The organism is Benzoatithermus flavus (genome assembly GCF_037908215.1).
Classification (GTDB): domain Bacteria; phylum Pseudomonadota; class Alphaproteobacteria; order Geminicoccales; family Geminicoccaceae; genus Benzoatithermus; species Benzoatithermus flavus.
Map to the genome: position 1 here is coordinate 1 of NZ_JBBLZC010000004.1, position 18,100 is coordinate 18,100.

Genomic DNA, 18,100 nt, shown 5'->3' on the forward strand with positions numbered 1-18,100 from the left:
CCCACACCAGCCTGAATGGGCTCACACCGATCGAGTATGCCAACCGGTCCCGAATGGACCAGAACCGGAACAGACTCCCCTTATGAGTGAGGGCACAACGGGGGCAGGGTCATTCGCCCACCATCTCCGGCTATGAAACTGGCAGGGTAGTGTTGGAAGCTCGTCGGGCTCGGACCGGCCGTCCCCCGCCGCGCGGACGTGCGGCTCTTCCATTTCGGCGGGCTCACCGCAAGCGGTGACGGGTCTTGAGGCGAATACGTCCTGCACATTCCATCCATATGCATGGCGCATCGACGGCCCGGACGGCGCGCTCACCGGCCGGGCCGATCGCCGGGAACCGGCCGAAGCCCTCGATGCGCCGCCTTGGAAGGAAGCGCCGCCCGACCATCGGAGCGGGTCTCGGATTCCCGAAAAAACGACCGGCCGCGACCGGTCTTTTTCCGGGGTGCGAACGAGAAGACGGGATCAGACCCTTCACGCGATCAGACCCCTTCGAGAAGGGTCTCCCGCCGTGCCGCCTGCCAGCCTCGCAGCATGGTCTCGGCCTCGCTCAGTGCGCGCTCGTCGAGAGCATCGCGATCCGAAGCCTCGAGATCGTGCGCGCACAGCACGACGATCTCGTGGCTGTACCGCTCGGCCTGCGCCAGCGGGACGCCTTCCCGCTCGAGATAGCGTTGCACGTGCTCCTTGAGCGAGCGCCAGCGAATACCTTCGGTCTCCGGCGCCCTGTCGTTACCGGGACCGGCCGCGAACGCATCGTTCCTCATGGGCTCTCCGTTCGATATTTCCTCACGCGTCACGTCCTTACACGTCACGCGTATACGAGAGTCATATAACGTTGAACTAATGAAAAGGTTCCAGCAATGCCATGGAAGCGGCCGATGCACCGACGAGTGCATTGCCGAAATATCCTGCAGCCTTTTCCCGCCAGACTCGTGCTCCATGACTGTCGCTGGTCTCGTACCGGATGATGGCTCCCGAACGCCGGTCCGGAACCCGGATCACGGCTGCTGGTTGGTTCCCGGCAGTTGATCGGCCCGGCCGATCGCGACCCCGTCAGGAGATCAACGATGCCCTCGTTCTTTTCCGTGAAGAAGCGCTCGTCGTCACTCGTCTGGGTTCTGCTCGCAGCCCTTCTCGCCAGCTCGACGCTGACCGCCTGCAACACGATCCGCGGCGCCGGCGAGGACGTCGAGCAGACCGGCCGGGCGATCAGGCACTCGACCTACTGAGCCCGACCCGCCGGAGCGCCATCGGAGCCGTGCGGCCGGGTGGCGCTCCGGCCTCATCCCGGCAGCACGCGGTGCTGCTGCACCGGGATCATCTCGCGCACGCGCCGGAGATAGTCGAGGTCGAGCTTGGCCGTGGCGAAGCCGGGCCGGTCGGAGACCTGCACCAGCACCTTGCCCCAAGGATCGACGATCATGCTGTGCCCCCAGTTGTGGCGCACATCCTTCCCCGCCGGGAAGGCGCCGACCTGGGCTGCCGCCACGACATAGCATTGGGTCTCGATCGCCCGCGCGCGCAGCAGCACCTCCCAATGGTCCTTGCCGGTCTGGAGCGTGAACGCGGCCGGCACCATGAGGATCTGGGCACCCTTGGCGGCGAGCTGACGATAGAGCTCGCCGAAGCGGAGATCGTAGCAGATCGAGCAGCCGATGCGCGCTCCCTCCACGTCGTAGGTGACGATCTCCTCGCCCCGGCCGACCAGAGCCGACTCGCGATATTCTCGGCCATCGGGGGTGACGACGTCGAACAGATGGAGCTTGCGGTAGCGCGCGATCTCCCTGCCCTGCCGGTCGAGGACCACGGTCGTGTTGAAGAGCCGCTTCTCGCCCTTCTCGAGAAAGCTGCCGCCGTGGATCAGGATGCCGTGCCGCCTGGCGAGATCCTGCAGGAGCCGGTAGGCCTCCCCGCCAGGAACGATCTCGGCCGCCGCTTGACGCTCCTCGGCCGTCCCACCCTGAAATGCCCATACCTCGGGCAGGAGCACGAGATCGGGTCGGTCCTCCTTGACGGCCTGCTCGATCAGGGTGCGCGCCTGCGCAAGGTTCGCCACCTTGTCGTTGACCGAGCTCATCTGAATGACACAAACGCGCATGGTCTCGCTGCCCTTTCACCGCTCGAGAGGATGCTAACGACTGGCCGGCAGCATCGGAAGCCGCTGCTTGCCGGCAATGGCGGGACGGCACGGAAATCGACCACCGAGCCGGGCACAAGGATGCATCCGAGCCGGAGAACGACGCGCCGGACGGACGAGGCAGCGCCGAAACGCGCAGCCGAGCCGTCATGACGTGCACCTCCCGCCGAGAGGACGCCACGGCAGCCCGCACCGCCGTCCGGCGCGATCCGATCCACAGCATCGGCCGGATCGCGCTCTGCCGACCGCCCCTCCCCCTGCCGCCTCAGGAGTAGCCGCGCACCGGGGTCCAGACGGTGTAGGTCTTGCCCTGCACGGCGTCGAGCACGCCCAGGCTCGGAGAGAGGAGGGCGGCGAGGACGGCCTTGCCGGTCTCGTAATGCCGCCGGGCCAGAACATGGGCGAGGCCGGCGCCGCCGGCGGCCGACAGCAGTGCCACGATCGTGACGATCGGAGCGAGCAGGGCGAACGCCAGCAGCATCAGGAACACCGCGCTCACGAGCAGCGCGCCGCTGAACCAGCGCAGGAGCTTGTGCGAGAGGTACATGTAGAGCCTGAGCCACGGCAGGCGCCGCAGCCGCGGCCACAACAGCCGGTGGCAGCGGAAGCAGCGGCAGGCGATCCGGCGCTTGCGCTGCATCTCGGCGCCCGGGCTCGCCTGCGGCTCCTCGTCGCCGACCACGTCCGGGGCCTGCACGAGGCGGTAGCCGTCGCACAAGATCGAGACCGAGGTGAACATGTCGTCGATGATGTCGGGCGGCACCGGCCGGAACAGGGCGCGGCGGATCGCGAACAGCCCGCCGTCGGCCGCGATCGTGGTGCCGAGGGCGGTCTCGAGGCGCTTGATGGCCTGCTCGAGCCGCCAGTAGCGGGAGATGGCCACGGGCGAGCCACGGTCCGTGGCCAGCGTGTGGACGAGATGGCCGCAGACGCAGCCCACGTCCGGATCGGCGAAGTAGCGCTTCACGTTCGCCACCGCCCCGAGGTCGAGCTCGATGTTGGCGTCGGTGAACAGGACCAGGTCGCTCGTGACCTCGGCCATGAGCCGGTTCATGCCCACACTCTTGCCCTGGCGTTCGGCACCGATCACGACGCGAAAGCCCTCCGCCTGCTCGCGCAGGATCTCGTTGGTCCGGTCGGTCGAGCCGTCGGAATAGAGGTGGACGGAAAGCTCCGGATGGCGCGCCTGCAGGGCCCTGAGATTCGCGAGCTTCGCGGGCAGCGAGCGCTCCTCGTTGTGGGCGCAGCAGACGATGGCGACCGACGGATCGACGGCATCGGCCGCACGCGGCGAGGGACGTCGTCCGGCGGCGACCAGCGGCCGGAGCAGGACGAGGCTCAAAGGATAGGTCAGGAACGGGTGCAGCCCGGCCATGCCCGCGAGCACGGCCAGAGCGGTGAGCACGAGAGCCGGATCGACATGCATCGGCAGCGCCATCCCATCGCCGTCGCGCCGCAGCCGGGGAGCGGCGTGACGAGGGGATTGTGCGCGCCGGCCGGTTTAGGATCGGTGAACGGAGCGGCCGGGAAGAAACGGCGAGGGTGATGCGCCCGCCATCAGACGGTACGTCCTCCCACGACATGGTCCGCCACGTAAGCCTGGCGTTCGCCCATGGGTTCCGGCCGGCCGGTGGTCGTGTCCTTCTCCGTCTGCAGCTCGAGCTCCGCGTTGAGCTCGGCTCCGAGCAGGATCACGAAGGCGCTGATGTAGAGCCACATCAGGAGGATGATGACCCCGGCGAGCGCGCCGTAGGTCTTGTTGTAGCTGCCGAAGTGCGCGGCGTAGAAGGAGAACGCGGCAGATGCCAGCAGCCAGAGCACGGCGGCGGTGATCGAGCCCGGCGTGAGCCAGCGCCAGTTCGCCGGCGCCCGGCTCGGACCGAAGCGGTAGATCATGGCGAGCCCGACGATGACGAGGGCCAGCAGCACGAGCCAGGAGGCGATCCGCACGCCCCACTCCGCGAACGGCCCGAGCGGCAGATAGGCGAGCACCGCCGGCACGCCGACGATGATGCCGAGCCCGATGATGATGCTCACGATCGCGAGGAACGTGAACACCAAGGCGGTGAGGTTGAAGCGGAGGAAGCTGCGGTCCTCCTCCTCCTCGTAGGCGACGTTCAGAGCGGTGAAGAGCGTCTTGACACCCGAGGAGGCGCTGTAGAGCGCCAGGAGGATCGCCAGCGCCGCGCTCCAGCCGAGAGCACCCGTGGTGGTGCTCGCCACACTGTGCATCTGATCCACGATCAGCTTCGCCGCTTCCTGGGGCAGGACGCCCTGCAGCGTGCCGATGTGCTGCTCGATGGCCGCGGGGTCGGCGACGAGGCCATAGATCGAGACCAGGGCCGTGATCGCCGGGAACAGGGCGAGCATGGCATAGAAGGCGCAGCCGGCGGCGATGATCGTCATGTTGTCCTTGCCGATCTCGGCCCAGACCCGCTGCACGACCGCCCACCACCCCTTGGCCGGAATCTCGGTCGGGCTGGCCGCCGTACGCCCGGCGCCGCCCGCCGGCATGGGCCGCCGTCCGGCCGGGCTTGCCGATCCGGAGCGCTCGGCCCGATCGCTCCCTCCAGCGGCATGGCTGCTTCCGCCGCGACGGTGGACGAGCGCCAGCCATGCCACGCCGAGGCCCAGCAGGAGCTGGGGCAGAGTCGTGCCGGCTCCAGCGGTCGCGCGCCTGGCACCCGCAGAGGCGGCATCATTGCGGCCGGTCTCATGTTGATCGCCTGCGTGGGTCCGCTCCATTCCCTTTTTCTCCTGACACCGGCTTCAGGCGTGGCGACGCTCTCGCCCGCGCAAGCAACGAAGGAGGAACCGCGCGGTTCCTGACCGACGGACCTCGGCCTTCCTTTCGAGGCCCCTGCCCGCCCCGGGGAAGGAACGGCTTCCTGCGGCTGTGGTGCCGCCGGCGAACGTTTACCCAACCATGCATTGGCGATTTGTGTTCGAGCATATACAATATTGGCATAAAACCGACATAAAACGTTTTAACTGCTCAAATGTCATGAAAATTATCTTTAAAATTATAACACGGCTTCGTGATCCCGATTTTGCCTCCCCCGAGGGAACCTGCTGACGATCGTCGTCTTCCTGCGCCGGAAAGCGGGCTAGCCTGCCCGCACGGGTGACACTGGGAGGACTCCGATGCGCGCGAGCATCGCTGGGCGGCGGCTTGGCCTTTGCCTCGAGACGAGAAGAGATGCTCGCTGCAACGCCTGGAGCGGCTCCGCCTGACCGCCGGCGAGGTCGCCAGCGGCGATGCCGTGCGCTCGCGACACCCTGCTGGTGTCCGCCCTGCTGGCCGCCCTGAACGTGGCGGCGGCACCTACCCCGACGGAGGCCGATACCTATCCCCCACGCAAAGGCCGCGACCCTTACCCGGCGCACGTGGCCCTTGCCGAACACGCGAAGCTGACACCTTGCGCGCGCGACGACCTCGAGTGCCGTGCCTTCACCGGCACGCTCGCCTGGCGGCCCGACGAGAGGCGGCCGCTCATCGCCCCCAGGACCTTGCGACGCTTCGTGCTTCTGGACCATCTCCCGGCCGGGCAACGCGAGCGGGCCATGCGCTGCCTCGCCTTCATCGCCTGGGCGGAGGCCCGCTCCGACGGCGTGGACGGCATGCGGGCGGTGGTGGCCGTGGTGCTGAACCGGGCGAGCGACCCGGCCTATTCCGTGCATCCCTGCAGCGTCATCGCGCAGACGGGCGCGTTCGAGCCGGTGGCGAAGGGCCGTTATCGCGCCACCGTGCAGGCCCTCGAGCGCAACGCGCTGGCACCCTTCCCGCGCCCGCGCAGCACCGCCGACGCTGCGGCCCTGCAGATGGCGCGGCTTCTGGTCTGGCGCATGGCGCTCGAGGACGGCTACCAGGACCCGACCGACGGCGCCACCCACTTCGTGGCGCCCAAGGTCCTGAAGGCGCGCGGCCAGCGTATGCCGCGCTGGACCAAGGTGCTCGAGCGGACGGCCCGGATCGGCGGCCATCATTTCTACCGGGCCAGAGGGCTCGAGGTCGCCCGCAATCCCTGACGGCCGGGGGCGGCGCTGTGGCGGGTCAGCGGCGGGAGGAGGACGGCTTGCGCTCGGCGTGAGTCGAGGCCGACGGAATCATCCAGGCTCCGGACCAGAAGTGGAGCATCTGCCGGGTCATCTCGTGCAACATCCGGGTCTGCTGGCGCTGCAGCTCGGCGGCCCAGAGCCCGTGCATGGCACCCGCCCAAGCGTTGGCCTGGCTCAGCCAGAGGCTGAGGAACGGATTCTTCATTCGTCGTCTCCTGCTCATGACCGCAATGCAACACGCGTTGCGGCACGGCGTTCCTGCGCCACCTGCGTCGTCGGCGGCAGGAAGTCCCCGCCGCCGATGCGTCTCGCAGGCTCAGGCGGGCTGGGCCGCTTCCATCTCGGGCCGGCTCAGCCGGTAGCCGATGGCGAGGATCGCGAACCAGATCGGCGCCACGTAGAGGGCCACACGGGTGTCGGCGTCGATGCCGAGGAAGAGCGCTATCAGGACGAGGAAGGCGATGACGAGCCAGTTCGCGACCGGAGCGCCCGGCATGCGATAGCCCACGGCCGGGGCGCGGCCGTCCGCCACCGCCTCGCGGAACTTGAGATGAGCATACATGATCATGCCCCAGGTCCAGAGCGAGCCCACCAGTGCCACGCTCGTGACCCAGACGAACACCTCCTTGGGCACGAGATAGTTGAGTACGACGCCGATCAGCATGAGCGCCGCCGAGACGGTGATCGCGGCCGCCGGCACGTGGCGCGCATTGACGCGAGCGAAGGCGTGCGGTGCCTGACGGAACTGGGCCAGGGTGTAGAGCATCCGGCCCGTGCTGAAGAGGCCGCTGTTGCAGGACGAGGCGGCAGCGGTGATGACGACGAAGTTGATGATGCTGGCCGCGGCCGGGATGCCGATGCGCTCGAACACGAGGACAAAGGGGCTGACACCCGGCTGGAACTCGGTCCAGGGCAGGAGCGACATGATGACGACGAGCGCCCCGATATAGAACAGCAGGATGCGCCAGACGATGCTGTTGATCGCGTGCGGCAGGGTCTTCTCGGGATTCTCGGCTTCGCCCGCGGTGACGCCGACGAGCTCGACACCCTGGTAGGCGAACATCACGATCTGCAGCACGAGCACCACACCCAGGATCCCGGTCGGGAAGAAGCCGCCGTGGTTCCAGAGATTGGCGAAGCTCGCGGTCTGGCCGAGCTCACCCACATCGAACAGGATGACGACGAGGCCGATCACCATCATGGCGACGATCGTGATCACCTTGATCAGCGCGAACCAGAACTCGAGCTCGCCGAACACCTTCACCGCGATCAGGTTGACCCCGTAGAGCACGACCAGCGTGGCCAGGGCCGGGATCCATTGCGGGACGCTCGGAAACCAGAAATTGACGTAGACCGCGACGGCCGTGATCTCGGCCATGCCGGTGACGACCCACATGAACCAGTAGGACCAGCCCGTGAAGAAACCGGCCCAGGGGCCGACGAACTCCTCGGCATAAGAGGCGAACGAGCCCGCGACCGGACGATACGTCAAGAGCTCGCCCAAGGCCCGCATGATGAAGAAGATGGCGAGGCCGCCCAGCGCGTAGGCCAGGACCAGGCCCGGACCAGCGCGCGAGATCGCGGTGGCCGAGCCCAGGAACAGGCCCACGCCGATGGCGCCGCCGATCGCGATGAGCTGGACGTGGCGGTCCTTGAGGCCACGGACGAGATCCTCGCGTTCATGCTGCTCCTCCTCGCGGAGGAGGTTCGATATGGCTCGCGTGTCGTGCATGCTGAGCACTCCCCGATGCATGATCCATGCGGCCGCGGCGCGTGCAACGCCACGCCGCGACTCGTTGGAGCCGGCGTGATCGCCTTGTCCCGCGCAGACGAATGGTTATCGGGCGGCTTCGACACGAGCCGCCGTTTATCGATGAAGGATGGGCTTTCAGTCCGGCGGCGGACCGTCCCGCAGCTCGACGTGGACCCGGCCGGTGATGCCGCAGAGCAGCTCGTAGGCGATCGTCCCGGCAGCGGCGGCGATCGTCTCGACCGGGAGACCAGCGCCCCATAGTATCACAGGATCGCCCACCCGCGCCTCGGGCTGCCCGCTCAGATCGATCGCCAGCATGTCCATGGAGACCCGGCCGGCGAGCGGCGCCTCGCTGCCGTTCACGAGCACGGGCGTGCCCGATGGCGCGTGGCGCGGGTAGCCGTCGCCATAGCCCATGGCGGCGATGCCGATCCTGGTCGGGGCTTCCGCCCGCCACGTGCCGGCATAGCCGACCGCCTCGCCGGCGCGCACCTCCCTGACGGCGATGAGCCGGGTCTCGAGCGTCATGACGGGCCGCAGGCCCTCCTCGGCGCCGGTGCGTCCCTCCAGCGGCGACACGCCGTAGAGCATGATCCCGGGGCGCACCCATTCGGCATGCGCCTCGGGCCAGGCGAGGAGGCCGGCCGAGTTGCAGAAGGAGCGCTCGAGCCCGAGCCCTTCGGCCGTCGCCGCGAAGCGGCGGATCTGCTCGCGTGTCGCCGGACTCGAAGGCTCGTCGGCGCTGGCAAAGTGGGTCATCAGGCGGATGCCGGAAGCGACGGCGACGCAGCCCTGCAGGCGGTCCAGGGCGGCCGGCACCTCTTCGGGGCGGAAACCCAGCCGGTTCATGCCGGTGTTGATCTTGAGCCAGACCGCGAGCGGGTGATCGAGGCGCGCCTGTTCCAGCATCCGGATCTGCCCCGGCTCGTGGACGACGATGTCGAAGCCGAGCCGGGCGCAGAGGGGCAGCTCGTCCGCCTCGAACACGCCCTCCATGAGGAGGATCGTCTGGACGGCGCCGGCCTCGCGTAAGCCCAGCGCCTCCTCGATGCAGGCGACACCCAGCATGTCGGCAGCGCCCAGCGCCGGCAGGAGGCGGGCAGCGCCATGACCGTAGCCGTTGGCCTTGACCACCGCGACGACCCGCGCGCCGCCGGCGCGCGCCTTCGCGACGGCGAGGTTGTGGCGCAGGGCGGCAAGATCGATCACGGCAGTGGCGGGACGCATGGCTCTCCCCTTCGGCTCGGGCAGCGTCTCAGGCAGCGCGCGCGTAGCGGTCGATCGCAAGCTCGCGCACGTCGATCTCGGGCTCCTTGCCCGAGAGCAGATCGGCGAGCACGCGGCCCGAGCCGCACGCCATGGTCCAGCCCAAGGTACCATGGCCGGTGTTGAGCCAGAGGTTCGGGTACTTCGCCTTGCCGATCACCGGCGGCCCGTCCGGGGTCATCGGCCGCAGCCCGCACCAGAACGTGCCCTGCGTGGCGTCGCCGCCCTTGGGATAGAGATCGCCGACGACGTACTCGAGCGTCGCGCGCCGCGAAGGCCGCAGCTTGGTGTTGTAGCCGTCGAGCTCGGCCATGCCGCCGACCCGGATGCGATCGCCTAGGCGCGTGATCGCGACTTTGTGGGTCTCGTCCATGACGGTCGATTCCGGGGCACCTTTGGGATCGGTGATCGGCACGGTGAGCGAGTAGCCCTTCACCGGATAAACCGGCAGATCGATACCGATCCGGCGCAGGAGCAGGGGCGAGTAGCTGCCGAGCGCCACGACGTAGGCATCACCCGTGACCGTCCCGGCCGGTGTCGCGATCCCGGTGACGCGGCCGCCTTCGGTCAGGATCGCGTCGATGCGCGTGCCGTAGCGGAATTCGACCCCGAGCTGCCGGCACAGGGCCGCGAGCGCGTTGGTGAACTTGAAGCAGTCGCCGGTCTCGTCGCCGGGCAGGCGCAGGCCGCCCACGAACTTCTCGCGCACGAAGCCGAGTGCCGGTTCGTGGCGCACGCAGCCCTCGACGTCGAGGAGCTCGTAAGCCACATCGAACTTCCCGAGGATGGCGATGTCCTTGGCGGTGCCGTCGAGCTGCTTCTGCTGGCGGAAGAGCTGGAGCAGGCCTTTGGACCGCTCGTCGTACGCTATCCCGGCCTTCTGGCGCAGCGCGCGCAGGAGATCGCGGCTGTATTCGGCGATCGGCACCATGCGGCTTTTGTTGCGCTCGTAGGCGGCGGCGGTGCAGTTCTGCAGCATTCTCAGGCCGAAGCGGATCAGGTCGGGATCGGGCTTGGGCCAGATGAACAGCGGCCGGTGGCGCATGAACAGCCACTTCAAGGCCTTGAGCGGGATGCCGGGTGCGGCCCAGGGCGAGGAGTAGCCGGGGGAGACCTCGCCGGCGTTGGCGAAGCTGGTCTCGAGCGCCGGGCCCTCCTGGCGGTCCAGGACCACGACCTCGTGCCCCGCTTCGGCGAGATAGTAGGCGGAGGTGATGCCGATCACGCCACCGCCCAGCACGATCACGCGCATGCCACGAAGCTCCCTGAATGACTGGCTGTGCCGGGCTCGCGAGCCAAAGACTCCCGTTGTCTATGGAGGACGAAACGGGCTCGCTGCGGCCAGGTGCCGCGGAATCTAGCCAAAAATTCCCGAAAATGTTTGCAAATTACGACGAAGTACGGAATCTTTCCCGGCCTGACGTCCTTTCTGCCACAGGAGCTGCTGCTTCGCGCGCCAAGCCACGGAAAGTCAAGCTGGATTCGATCGACCTGCGGATCGTGCGGGAGCTGCAGGCGGATGGCCGGATTTCGTTCACCGATCTCGCACCCAAGGTCGGGCTCACCACCTCGCCCTGCCTCGAGCGGGTACGCCGGCTCGAGCGGGCGGGCGTCATCAAGGGCTATACCGCGATCCTGGAGCCGCGCGCGCTCGACGCCGGGCTCCTCGTCTTCATCGAGCTCAGCCTCACCTACACCTCGCCCGACATCTTCCAGGAATTCAAGCGCGCGATCCAGAAGCTGCCGCAGGTCCTGGAATGCCATCTCGTCTCGGGCGACTTCGACTACCTCCTGAAGGCGCGCATCCCCGACATGAACGCCTACCGCGAGCTTTTGGGCGAGCTTCTGCGCCACCTGCCCGGGGTGCGCAACTCCAAGACCCTCGTCGTGATGGAGGAGGTCAAGGAGACGACCGCGATCCCGATCGGGGTGCGGTAGAGCCGTGCCCGATCGAGGGCTGCGCCCCCCGGCCTGCTGGTGTAGGGTTCGAGCCGGTGGTGGCTGAAAGGGGAGAGCATCATGGCTGCAAGAATGAAGGCCGCCGTCTTCGTCGAACCCGGCCGGATCGTGCTGGACGAGAAGCCGATCCCGGACGTCGGGCCGCTCGACGCACTGATCCGGATCACGACCACGACCATCTGCGGCACGGACGTGCACATCCTCAAAGGCGAGTACCCGGTCGCCAAGGGGCTGACCATCGGGCACGAGCCGGTGGGCGTGATCGAGAAGCTGGGCTCGGCCGTGCGGGGCTATCGCGAGGGCCAGCGCGTGATCGCGGGCGCCATCACGCCCTCGGGCTACAGCAATGCGTCCTTGTGCGGCTGTCACTCCCAGGACGGTGCCGGGACGGCGCACGGCTGGAAGCCGATCGGCGGCTGGAAGTTCGGCAACACGATCGATGGCTGCCAGGCCGAGTACGTGCTGGTGCCGGACGCCATGGCCAACCTGGCGCCGGTGCCGGACGATCTCACGGACGAGCAGGTCCTAATGTGCCCGGACATCATGTCGACCGGCTTCTCGGGTGCCGAGAGCGGCAGGATCCGCATCGGCGACACGGTCGCGGTGTTCGCGCAAGGGCCGATCGGGCTCTGCGCCACGACGGGGGCGCGGCTGATGGGGGCCACGACCGTGATCGCGGTCGACACGGTCCCGGCACGGCTGGAGATGGCGCGGCGGCTGGGTGCCGACCACGTCGTCGACTTCCGGGCCGAGGACCCGGTGGAAGCGATCATGCGCCTGACCGACGGACGCGGGGTCGACGTCGCGATCGAGGCGCTCGGCACGCAAGGCACGTTCGAGGCGTGCCTGCGCTCGCTCCGGCCGGGCGGGACGCTCTCGAGCCTGGGCGTCTATTCCAGCGATCTCAGGATTCCACTGGGCGCCTTCGCGGCGGGACTGGGTGATCACACGATCGTCACCACGCTGTGCCCCGGCGGCAAGGAGCGCATGCGCCGGCTCATGAACGTAATCCGCTCCGGCCGTGCGGACCTGCGGCCGCTCGTGACGCACCGCTTCAAGCTCGACCAGATCGAGGAGGCCTACGATCTGTTCGCGCATCAGCGCGACGGCGTGCTCAAGGTCGCGATCACGCCCTGATCGCGATGCCGCTGCGGCGGACCTTCAGAAATGGAGGCCGCCGCCCAGGCCCCAGCCACCGCCGCTGCCCACGCCGACCCCGAGCGAGATGCCGGGGAAGTAGGAGTAGCCGGTGTCGCTGCCGGGGAAGAGCCGGTTCGTGACCGCGGCCACGAGTTGATCGGCGGCCGCGGGCCCGCTGTCGGCGGCCCTGCCGTTCACGTCCGCGACCGGACGCGGGCCGTCGCAGAACACGGCGTAGAGCTGCAGCGGCGGCGGAGGCAGGCCGCCGCGCGGCGGGCTCGCCGAGCAGGTCGCGACCGGATCGTGCGGCACGTCCTCAAAGCGGAACACGAGCCGGCGCCGACCGTGATCGACGTTGCCGAGCCCCACCGGCTCGAACCGCGCGCGCAGCCAGGACACGCCAGCCGTCGCCGTGCCGGCGATCTCGGCGGAGCCGCCGGAGAAGACGGGTGGCACGGTATCGATCGCGAGCGGAACCGCCCGCCCCTCGGCCGCAGCGGCGACCAGAAGCCCACGCGCGGCGGACGGATTGGCGGCAGGCCCGCTGACGACGTCGGGCCCGGTGCAGGCGGCGAGAAGCAGCGCGGACGCGAGCAGCGCGGGCGCCAACGGTACGCAGGGCAGGCAGGCGGACAAATCGGGCATGGCCCATCAGCAACAGATGGTCGATATTCCGGGTTCCTTTGCAGGCCGATGCCGCACGGCTCGACGCGAAGGCCCGCTCTCACGCTCCCGAGCCCTTCCCGTCATCAACTCCAAAATATCCCTCAAAGAGAGAAATACTAAAATCCATACTGCTTGTAATTTATAATACTCTTTCGAGTAGATGATGATCGCATCTGCTTACCTGGAAACGACATTGCACAATCTTTAAACTTCCCATAGAAGATAACTTTGGCTTCATGGTATGATCATCATTGACTAATATAGATTTTTATCTGGGAGGATTCACCAGACACGCAACAGCACGGTTGACCCCCCCCCGAAACACCCGAGATATCATCATGTTCTCGATTAAGGGAATATAAGCAGACATGCAGATATTTTCTCGATGCCTTTACGCACCAATGCTTTCGATTGTCGTCTGCATCACCGCACCCTCGATGGAAGGTGCGGTGATGCAGACGAATTGATCTGTATCGTCATTTGGAACGGAGGTACATCATGAATCGTCGGCTTCTGCTCTCCGGCGCAGCTATTGCTGCGGCAACGCCTATTCTGGCGGGCTCGAATCCTTTCGATGTCGCGTTCGCAGCCGCGGCGTCGGGTGAGCACCCCAATTCCTCGAACGATCATTCCCAAGGGCTGCTTCTCAAGAATGTGAAGGGCTCCGTCGACTTCCGAGGCGACGACAGGAAAGATCACTACCATTATGAAGACGATTACTACTTCAAAGGCGAAATTCTTGTCAGCAAGTTCAGGTACGGCAAGCAGCTCTATGTAGAAGGCAAGATCACCGGCAGCATCTACAAGAGCGGCCGTCGCGGCGCCATAGCCACCTTCAAGAAGGAGCCGTTCCGGACCTACTGCACCCTGACCAGCAGGGACGACTGGGGCCAGTGGAGATCGGGCGACGACTGGTGGCATCGCCGCGATGATCACGCGTGCCGCGATCTCGTCCTCGACATCGGCAAGATCCGCCTCGACGTTCGCTATTATGGCCGGAAGGTCACCGTCGACATCGATCCCAACGCGGTCAAGCTCGACGACATCCGGACCAAGGGCAAGTGTTCCGTCGCCGACTTGAAGATGCTGCTGTGCGAGTTGGCCGATCTTCTCGACAGCGACGACGATGACAACGACCACGGCCACGATGACCGCAAGGACGAGCGGCACGACGATCGCCGGCCTCGCCGCCGGGACGTCAGGGCAGTCATCCGGGACATCAACGATCTGCTCGCCCACTGCCTGTTCGTCGTCGATGCCCGTCACTACAGGAGCTGAGCCGGAAGCGGGCAGCGTCCTGCTGCGCTGAACGCGAGCCGATGCCGAAGGCCGGTGGCCGGCACCATCGTGCGCCTGCCACCAGCCGAGGCTTTTTCAGAACAGGCCCTGGATCTGCCCATTCTCGTCGAGACGGATCTGGTGCGCCGCCGGGTTCTTGGGCAGGCCCGGCATGGTCATGATCTCGCCGCAGATCACGACCAGGAACTCGGCGCCGCCGGCCAGCCGGAGCTCGCGGATGGGGACGACGTGGCCCGAGGGCGCCCCTTTCAGGTCGGGGTCGGTCGAGAAGCTGTACTGGGTCTTGGCGACGCAGATCGGGAAGTGGCCGTAGCCGCGCGTCTGGAAGTCCTTGAACTGATCGCGGATCCGCTGGTCGGCGATGACGTCCTCGGCTCCATAGATCTCGCGCGCGATCGTGCGCATCTTCTCCCAGAGCGGCATCTCGGCCGGGTAGAGATGGGTGAAGCCGCGCCCGTCCAGAGGATGCGGCGCCTCGCACAGCTCCACGACGTGGCGTGCGAGCGCCTCGGTCCCGGCCGAGCCGCGGCCCCAGTGCTCGCACACCAGCGCCTCCACGCCCAGCTCGTGGCGGCAGTAGTCGCGCACGAGCTCGAGCTCGGCCTCGGTGTCGGTGACGAAGCGGTTGAGCGCCACGACCGAGGGCACCCCGAACTTGCGCACGTTGCGCACGTGTCGGGCGAGGTTCGCGAGCCCCTTGCCGAGCGCCTTCAGATCCTCGGTCTTGAGCGCATCCCTGGCGACGCCGCCGTGCATCTTGAGCGCCCTGACCGTGGCGACGATCACGGCGGCGGCGGGCTCGAGGCCGGCCTTGCGGCATTTGATGTCGAAGAACTTCTCGGCGCCGAGATCCGCACCGAAGCCCGCCTCGGTCACGACGTACTCGCCGAGCTTGAGCGCGGTCCGGGTGGCCATGACCGAGTTGCAGCCGTGCGCGATGTTGGCGAACGGACCGCCGTGGACGAAGGCCGGATTGCCTTCGAGCGTCTGGACGAGGTTGGGAGCGAGGGCGTCCTTCAGAAGGACGGTCATCGCACCTTCGGCCTTGAGGTCGGAGGCAGTCACGGGCTTCCGGTCGCGGGTATAGCCCACGATCATCCGCCCGAGCCGCCGCTCGAGGTCGCGGAGATCCCGCGCGAGGCAGAACACCGCCATCACCTCGGAGGCCACGGTGATGTCGAAGCCGTCCTCGCGCGGGAACCCGTTCGCGATCCCCCCCAGGGAGGAGACGATGGAGCGCAGCGCCCGGTCGTTCATGTCGACCACGCGCCGCCAGGTGATCCGCCGCTCGTCGAGCCCGAGCTCGTTGCCCCAGTAGACGTGGTTGTCGAGGAGCGCTGCCAGCAGGTTGTGGGCGCTGCCGATGGCGTGGAAGTCGCCGGTGAAGTGGAGGTTGATCTGCTCCATCGGCACGACCTGGGCATAACCGCCGCCGGCCGCACCGCCCTTCATGCCGAAGCAGGGGCCGAGACTGGGCTCGCGCAAGGCGATCACCGCCCGCTTGCCGATCCGGTTGAGACCGTCGCCCAGACCCACCGTGGTCGTGGTCTTGCCCTCGCCCGCCGGCGTGGGATTGATGGCCGTTACCAACACGAGCTTGCCGTCGGGCCGGCCGGCCAGTCCCTCGATCCAGCCGAGATCGAGCTTGGCGATATGCCGCCCGTACGGGTGCAGCGCCTCCTCCGGAATATCAAGCCGCTCGGCCACGGCCTGAATCGGCCGCAAGCGCGCGGCACGGGCGATCTCGATATCAGACGGCATGCTCAACCCGGCTCTCCCGATCGCTCCGGCGGTCCCGGCCACGATGCCGGGGTCGCCATCCTATTTTCCTCACGATAGCAGAATTTTTCTTACGGATGAACAGCGCCGTTCGACCGGCATCGGAGCCGAACGAGCGCCTCGCCGGAGAGGGCGGCATCGGCACGCCGGGAGCCACGACGGCAGGCCGGGAGAGCGGCGTCTCCGGCAAGGGCGGCTGCTCCCCGGCCGTCCCGTCCCCTGCGCCGGCTCAGGTCAGCGGCAGCATGACGTTCTGCCGGTAGGCTTCGCGCGCCGCCAGCCGCTCGTGCCAAGCCGCGAGGTTCGGCAGCTCGGGCCGGTCGATCGCGAGGTTGACGTAGCGCCAGTAGACGCAGCCGAGGGGGATGTCGCCCATGGTGAGCGCGTCGCCCGCGACGAAGCGGCGGCCGGCGAGATGATCGTCCAGGATGCGCATCGCCTGACCGAGGCGCTCGGCGTGGATGCCGATCGCTGCCATATCGCGCTGCTCGGGCGGAGTGCGGACGAGTCCCAGGAAGACCGGCGAGAGGGACGGCTGCAGCGTGGTGAGCTGCCAGTCCATCCAGCGGTCGGCCGCAGCGCGCGTGGCCGGGTCCTCGGGCCACAAAGTTCCGGCCCCGTAGCGCGCCGCGAGGTAGCGCACGATCGCATTCGATTCCCACACCACCGTGCCGCCATCCTCGAGCACCGGGATCAGCCGGTTCGGGTTGAGCGCGGCGTAGGCCGGCGTGTCGAGCCCGCCGAAGGCGCCGCCGACGTCGATGCGCTCGTACGGCAGGCCGAGCTCGGCGACGGCCCACATCACCTTCTGCACGTTGAGCGAGTTGGCTCGCCCCCAGACCTTCAGCATCCGAGGCCTCCCGATCCTTGCCCGCGCGAAGGTGCCGTCCCCGCCGCTCGCGGGCAAGAGGGGAACCGGTGCCCATAAGGCGGCGTTAGCCTCGCGCCGGACCACCGGCATCCGCTCGATGACAGCATCAGGAGGCCAACATGCTGACGATCAGCCCGGACATGCGCGGTTGCATCGAGGAATGCTTACGCTGCTACCAGGTCTGCCTCACCGAAGCCTCGCAGCACTGCCTGGAAGCCGGCGGCAAGCACGTGGAGCCCGCGCATCTCCGGCTCATGCTGGCCTGTGCCGAGGCCTGCCGCGCCAGCGCCCACGTGATGCTCCTGGGTGTGCCCGAGCACAAGCATAGCTGCGCTGCCTGCGCTGCGCTGTGCGAGGCCTGCACCCGGAGCTGCGAGCAGGTCGGCGAGATGCAGGAATGTGTCGAGGCCTGCCGGGCCTGTGCCGAGAGCTGCCGCCGCATGGCGGCATGACGGCAACGGCCGTCCTGGAGCCGAGCCGGTCGGCAGGCCCCGATGCCGCCTCCCCCGAGAGCCGCGCGCCTCGCGGCGCCTACTCCTCGCAGGAGTAGCCGAACTCGGCGAGGCCGTCGGCGAGATAGTCGCCCAAGAGCGGCATGCCCAGGAGATATTCGGCGGTGCGGCCGTTGTGGGCATGGCGCGCCTCACGCAGGGCCTCGCGCCATTCGTCCTTGCTGTAGCTGCCGCGCCCGATCCAGGCCAGCGCCACCAGCTCGCATTGCTCGTCCTCGTTCAGCCCGTTGATGAACTCGGCGATCTCCTGCTGCGTGGCGTCGTCGGGATAATCCTCGATCACCTCGAGCATCTCGTCCTCGGCCATGTTCGAGCCGGGATCGGGTTCGACCACGTCGGTCTTCGCGTCGAAGGCGCGCGCTTTGTAGATGATCCGGCAGACGATGTCCGGGTTGATGGTCAGCATGACGCCACTCCAGAGAAAGCCGGCTCGCCTCGCCCGCGGCCCGGCCTCGTGCTCGTTTCGACATTCATGCGCCCGTGCGGGCACGCTTGTCCATCCAAGCGGCTCGGACAAGGAATTCCGCCTGCGACGAAGCGTTCCTTCGGCCACAATCAGGCGTTTGGCGCCAGATAGGTGAATTTGGCGGTGGCGGGATGTGCTGCACGCGGTAGAGTCCGGTGCAGATGCTGGATCACCACGCGACGAGACCGGC

The 18,100-nt window shown here is 67.6% G+C and carries 18 protein-coding genes; 6 read left to right on the forward strand and 12 right to left on the reverse strand.

Annotated features, from left to right (window positions below; all coding sequences use genetic code 11):
- Positions 1-482: 482 nt before the first annotated feature.
- Positions 483-767 carry a hypothetical protein gene (locus U1T56_RS05125; RefSeq protein WP_418158371.1) on the reverse strand — a complete coding sequence of 95 codons (285 nt, stop codon included), beginning with the start codon at positions 765-767 and terminating at the stop codon, positions 483-485.
- Between the two features lie 303 nt (positions 768-1,070).
- Between U1T56_RS05125 and U1T56_RS05130 the strand changes: the two genes are divergently transcribed.
- Positions 1,071-1,232, forward strand: a complete 162-nt coding sequence (locus U1T56_RS05130; RefSeq protein WP_418158372.1) for an entericidin A/B family lipoprotein — start codon at positions 1,071-1,073, stop codon at positions 1,230-1,232.
- Between the two features lie 53 nt (positions 1,233-1,285).
- On the opposite strand, the gene U1T56_RS05135 is transcribed toward U1T56_RS05130, so the two are convergent.
- The 3 genes from U1T56_RS05135 to U1T56_RS05145 form a co-directional block, all read right to left on the reverse strand.
- Positions 1,286-2,101: a carbon-nitrogen hydrolase family protein gene (locus tag U1T56_RS05135; RefSeq protein ID WP_418158373.1), complete on the reverse strand. Its 816-nt coding sequence runs from the start codon at positions 2,099-2,101 to the stop codon at positions 1,286-1,288.
- A 304-nt stretch (positions 2,102-2,405) separates the two neighbouring features.
- Positions 2,406-3,578 (reverse strand): glycosyltransferase, encoded by a 1,173-nt coding sequence (locus U1T56_RS05140; RefSeq protein WP_418158374.1) that lies wholly within the window; start codon positions 3,576-3,578, stop codon positions 2,406-2,408.
- A gap of 119 nt (positions 3,579-3,697) precedes the next feature.
- Complete coding sequence (locus U1T56_RS05145) at positions 3,698-4,654, reverse strand: YihY/virulence factor BrkB family protein (protein WP_418158375.1); 957 nt, start codon at positions 4,652-4,654, stop codon at positions 3,698-3,700.
- A 771-nt stretch (positions 4,655-5,425) separates the two neighbouring features.
- On the opposite strand from U1T56_RS05145, the gene U1T56_RS05150 reads away from it, so the two are divergent.
- Positions 5,426-6,169, forward strand: a complete 744-nt coding sequence (locus U1T56_RS05150) for a cell wall hydrolase (protein ID WP_418158376.1) — start codon at positions 5,426-5,428, stop codon at positions 6,167-6,169.
- Between the two features lie 25 nt (positions 6,170-6,194).
- On the opposite strand, the gene U1T56_RS05155 is transcribed toward U1T56_RS05150, so the two are convergent.
- The 4 genes from U1T56_RS05155 to U1T56_RS05170 all read right to left on the reverse strand — a co-directional run bounded on the left by U1T56_RS05155 (position 6,195) and on the right by U1T56_RS05170 (position 10,470).
- The gene (locus tag U1T56_RS05155; protein WP_418158377.1) at positions 6,195-6,404 is read right to left on the reverse strand and encodes a hypothetical protein; all 210 of its coding nucleotides are present in this window, start codon (positions 6,402-6,404) and stop codon (positions 6,195-6,197) included.
- A 111-nt stretch (positions 6,405-6,515) separates the two neighbouring features.
- On the reverse strand, positions 6,516-7,931 hold the full coding sequence (locus tag U1T56_RS05160) for an amino acid permease (protein ID WP_418158378.1): 1,416 nt from the start codon (positions 7,929-7,931) through the stop codon (positions 6,516-6,518).
- A gap of 156 nt (positions 7,932-8,087) precedes the next feature.
- Positions 8,088-9,179, reverse strand: a complete 1,092-nt coding sequence (alr, locus tag U1T56_RS05165) for an alanine racemase (protein ID WP_418158379.1) — start codon at positions 9,177-9,179, stop codon at positions 8,088-8,090.
- A 28-nt stretch (positions 9,180-9,207) separates the two neighbouring features.
- Positions 9,208-10,470, reverse strand: a complete 1,263-nt coding sequence (locus U1T56_RS05170) for a D-amino acid dehydrogenase (protein ID WP_418158380.1) — start codon at positions 10,468-10,470, stop codon at positions 9,208-9,210.
- Positions 10,471-10,694: 224 nt separating this feature from the next.
- Between U1T56_RS05170 and U1T56_RS05175 the strand changes: the two genes are divergently transcribed.
- Entirely contained in the window at positions 10,695-11,156 is a 462-nt protein-coding gene (locus U1T56_RS05175) for an Lrp/AsnC ligand binding domain-containing protein (protein ID WP_418158592.1), read from the forward strand.
- Between the two features lie 81 nt (positions 11,157-11,237).
- Positions 11,238-12,314 carry an NAD(P)-dependent alcohol dehydrogenase gene (locus tag U1T56_RS05180; RefSeq protein WP_418158381.1) on the forward strand — a complete coding sequence of 359 codons (1,077 nt, stop codon included), beginning with the start codon at positions 11,238-11,240 and terminating at the stop codon, positions 12,312-12,314.
- Positions 12,315-12,338: 24 nt separating this feature from the next.
- Here U1T56_RS05180 and U1T56_RS05185 read toward each other — a convergent pair whose 3' ends face one another.
- Positions 12,339-12,962 carry a hypothetical protein gene (locus U1T56_RS05185; protein WP_418158382.1) on the reverse strand — a complete coding sequence of 208 codons (624 nt, stop codon included), beginning with the start codon at positions 12,960-12,962 and terminating at the stop codon, positions 12,339-12,341.
- 519 nt (positions 12,963-13,481) lie between these two features.
- Between U1T56_RS05185 and U1T56_RS05190 the strand changes: the two genes are divergently transcribed.
- On the forward strand, positions 13,482-14,261 hold the full coding sequence (locus U1T56_RS05190; protein ID WP_418158383.1) for a hypothetical protein: 780 nt from the start codon (positions 13,482-13,484) through the stop codon (positions 14,259-14,261).
- A 96-nt stretch (positions 14,262-14,357) separates the two neighbouring features.
- On the opposite strand, the gene U1T56_RS05195 is transcribed toward U1T56_RS05190, so the two are convergent.
- On the reverse strand, positions 14,358-16,043 hold the full coding sequence (locus U1T56_RS05195; protein ID WP_418158384.1) for a formate--tetrahydrofolate ligase: 1,686 nt from the start codon (positions 16,041-16,043) through the stop codon (positions 14,358-14,360).
- Positions 16,044-16,290: 247 nt separating this feature from the next.
- A complete protein-coding gene (locus U1T56_RS05200; protein WP_418158385.1) occupies positions 16,291-16,911 on the reverse strand; it encodes a glutathione S-transferase family protein in 621 nt (206 codons plus the stop codon).
- 140 nt (positions 16,912-17,051) lie between these two features.
- Here U1T56_RS05200 and U1T56_RS05205 point away from each other — a divergent pair, with 140 nt between their 5' ends.
- Positions 17,052-17,384, forward strand: a complete 333-nt coding sequence (locus U1T56_RS05205) for a four-helix bundle copper-binding protein (RefSeq protein ID WP_418158386.1) — start codon at positions 17,052-17,054, stop codon at positions 17,382-17,384.
- Between the two features lie 79 nt (positions 17,385-17,463).
- On the opposite strand, the gene U1T56_RS05210 is transcribed toward U1T56_RS05205, so the two are convergent.
- Entirely contained in the window at positions 17,464-17,850 is a 387-nt protein-coding gene (locus tag U1T56_RS05210; protein WP_418158387.1) for a DUF3775 domain-containing protein, read from the reverse strand.
- Positions 17,851-18,100: the final 250 nt, after the last annotated feature.

What these genes read in the sequence shown, in the direction of transcription:
- U1T56_RS05125 (WP_418158371.1), bottom strand. Translation starts at nt 767, where the DNA reads ATGAGGAACGATGCGTTCGCGGCCGGTCCCGGTAACGACAGGGCGCCG.
- U1T56_RS05130 (WP_418158372.1), top strand. Translation starts at nt 1,071, where the DNA reads ATGCCCTCGTTCTTTTCCGTGAAGAAGCGCTCGTCGTCACTCGTCTGG.
- U1T56_RS05135 (WP_418158373.1), bottom strand. Translation starts at nt 2,101, where the DNA reads ATGCGCGTTTGTGTCATTCAGATGAGCTCGGTCAACGACAAGGTGGCG.
- U1T56_RS05140 (WP_418158374.1), bottom strand. Translation starts at nt 3,578, where the DNA reads ATGGCGCTGCCGATGCATGTCGATCCGGCTCTCGTGCTCACCGCTCTG.
- U1T56_RS05145 (WP_418158375.1), bottom strand. Translation starts at nt 4,654, where the DNA reads ATGCCGGCGGGCGGCGCCGGGCGTACGGCGGCCAGCCCGACCGAGATT.
- U1T56_RS05155 (WP_418158377.1), bottom strand. Translation starts at nt 6,404, where the DNA reads ATGAAGAATCCGTTCCTCAGCCTCTGGCTGAGCCAGGCCAACGCTTGG.
- U1T56_RS05160 (WP_418158378.1), bottom strand. Translation starts at nt 7,931, where the DNA reads ATGCACGACACGCGAGCCATATCGAACCTCCTCCGCGAGGAGGAGCAG.
- alr (WP_418158379.1), bottom strand. Translation starts at nt 9,179, where the DNA reads ATGCGTCCCGCCACTGCCGTGATCGATCTTGCCGCCCTGCGCCACAAC.
- U1T56_RS05170 (WP_418158380.1), bottom strand. Translation starts at nt 10,470, where the DNA reads ATGCGCGTGATCGTGCTGGGCGGTGGCGTGATCGGCATCACCTCCGCC.
- U1T56_RS05180 (WP_418158381.1), top strand. Translation starts at nt 11,238, where the DNA reads ATGGCTGCAAGAATGAAGGCCGCCGTCTTCGTCGAACCCGGCCGGATC.
- U1T56_RS05185 (WP_418158382.1), bottom strand. Translation starts at nt 12,962, where the DNA reads ATGCCCGATTTGTCCGCCTGCCTGCCCTGCGTACCGTTGGCGCCCGCG.
- U1T56_RS05190 (WP_418158383.1), top strand. Translation starts at nt 13,482, where the DNA reads ATGAATCGTCGGCTTCTGCTCTCCGGCGCAGCTATTGCTGCGGCAACG.
- U1T56_RS05195 (WP_418158384.1), bottom strand. Translation starts at nt 16,043, where the DNA reads ATGCCGTCTGATATCGAGATCGCCCGTGCCGCGCGCTTGCGGCCGATT.
- U1T56_RS05200 (WP_418158385.1), bottom strand. Translation starts at nt 16,911, where the DNA reads ATGCTGAAGGTCTGGGGGCGAGCCAACTCGCTCAACGTGCAGAAGGTG.
- U1T56_RS05205 (WP_418158386.1), top strand. Translation starts at nt 17,052, where the DNA reads ATGCTGACGATCAGCCCGGACATGCGCGGTTGCATCGAGGAATGCTTA.
- U1T56_RS05210 (WP_418158387.1), bottom strand. Translation starts at nt 17,850, where the DNA reads ATGCTGACCATCAACCCGGACATCGTCTGCCGGATCATCTACAAAGCG.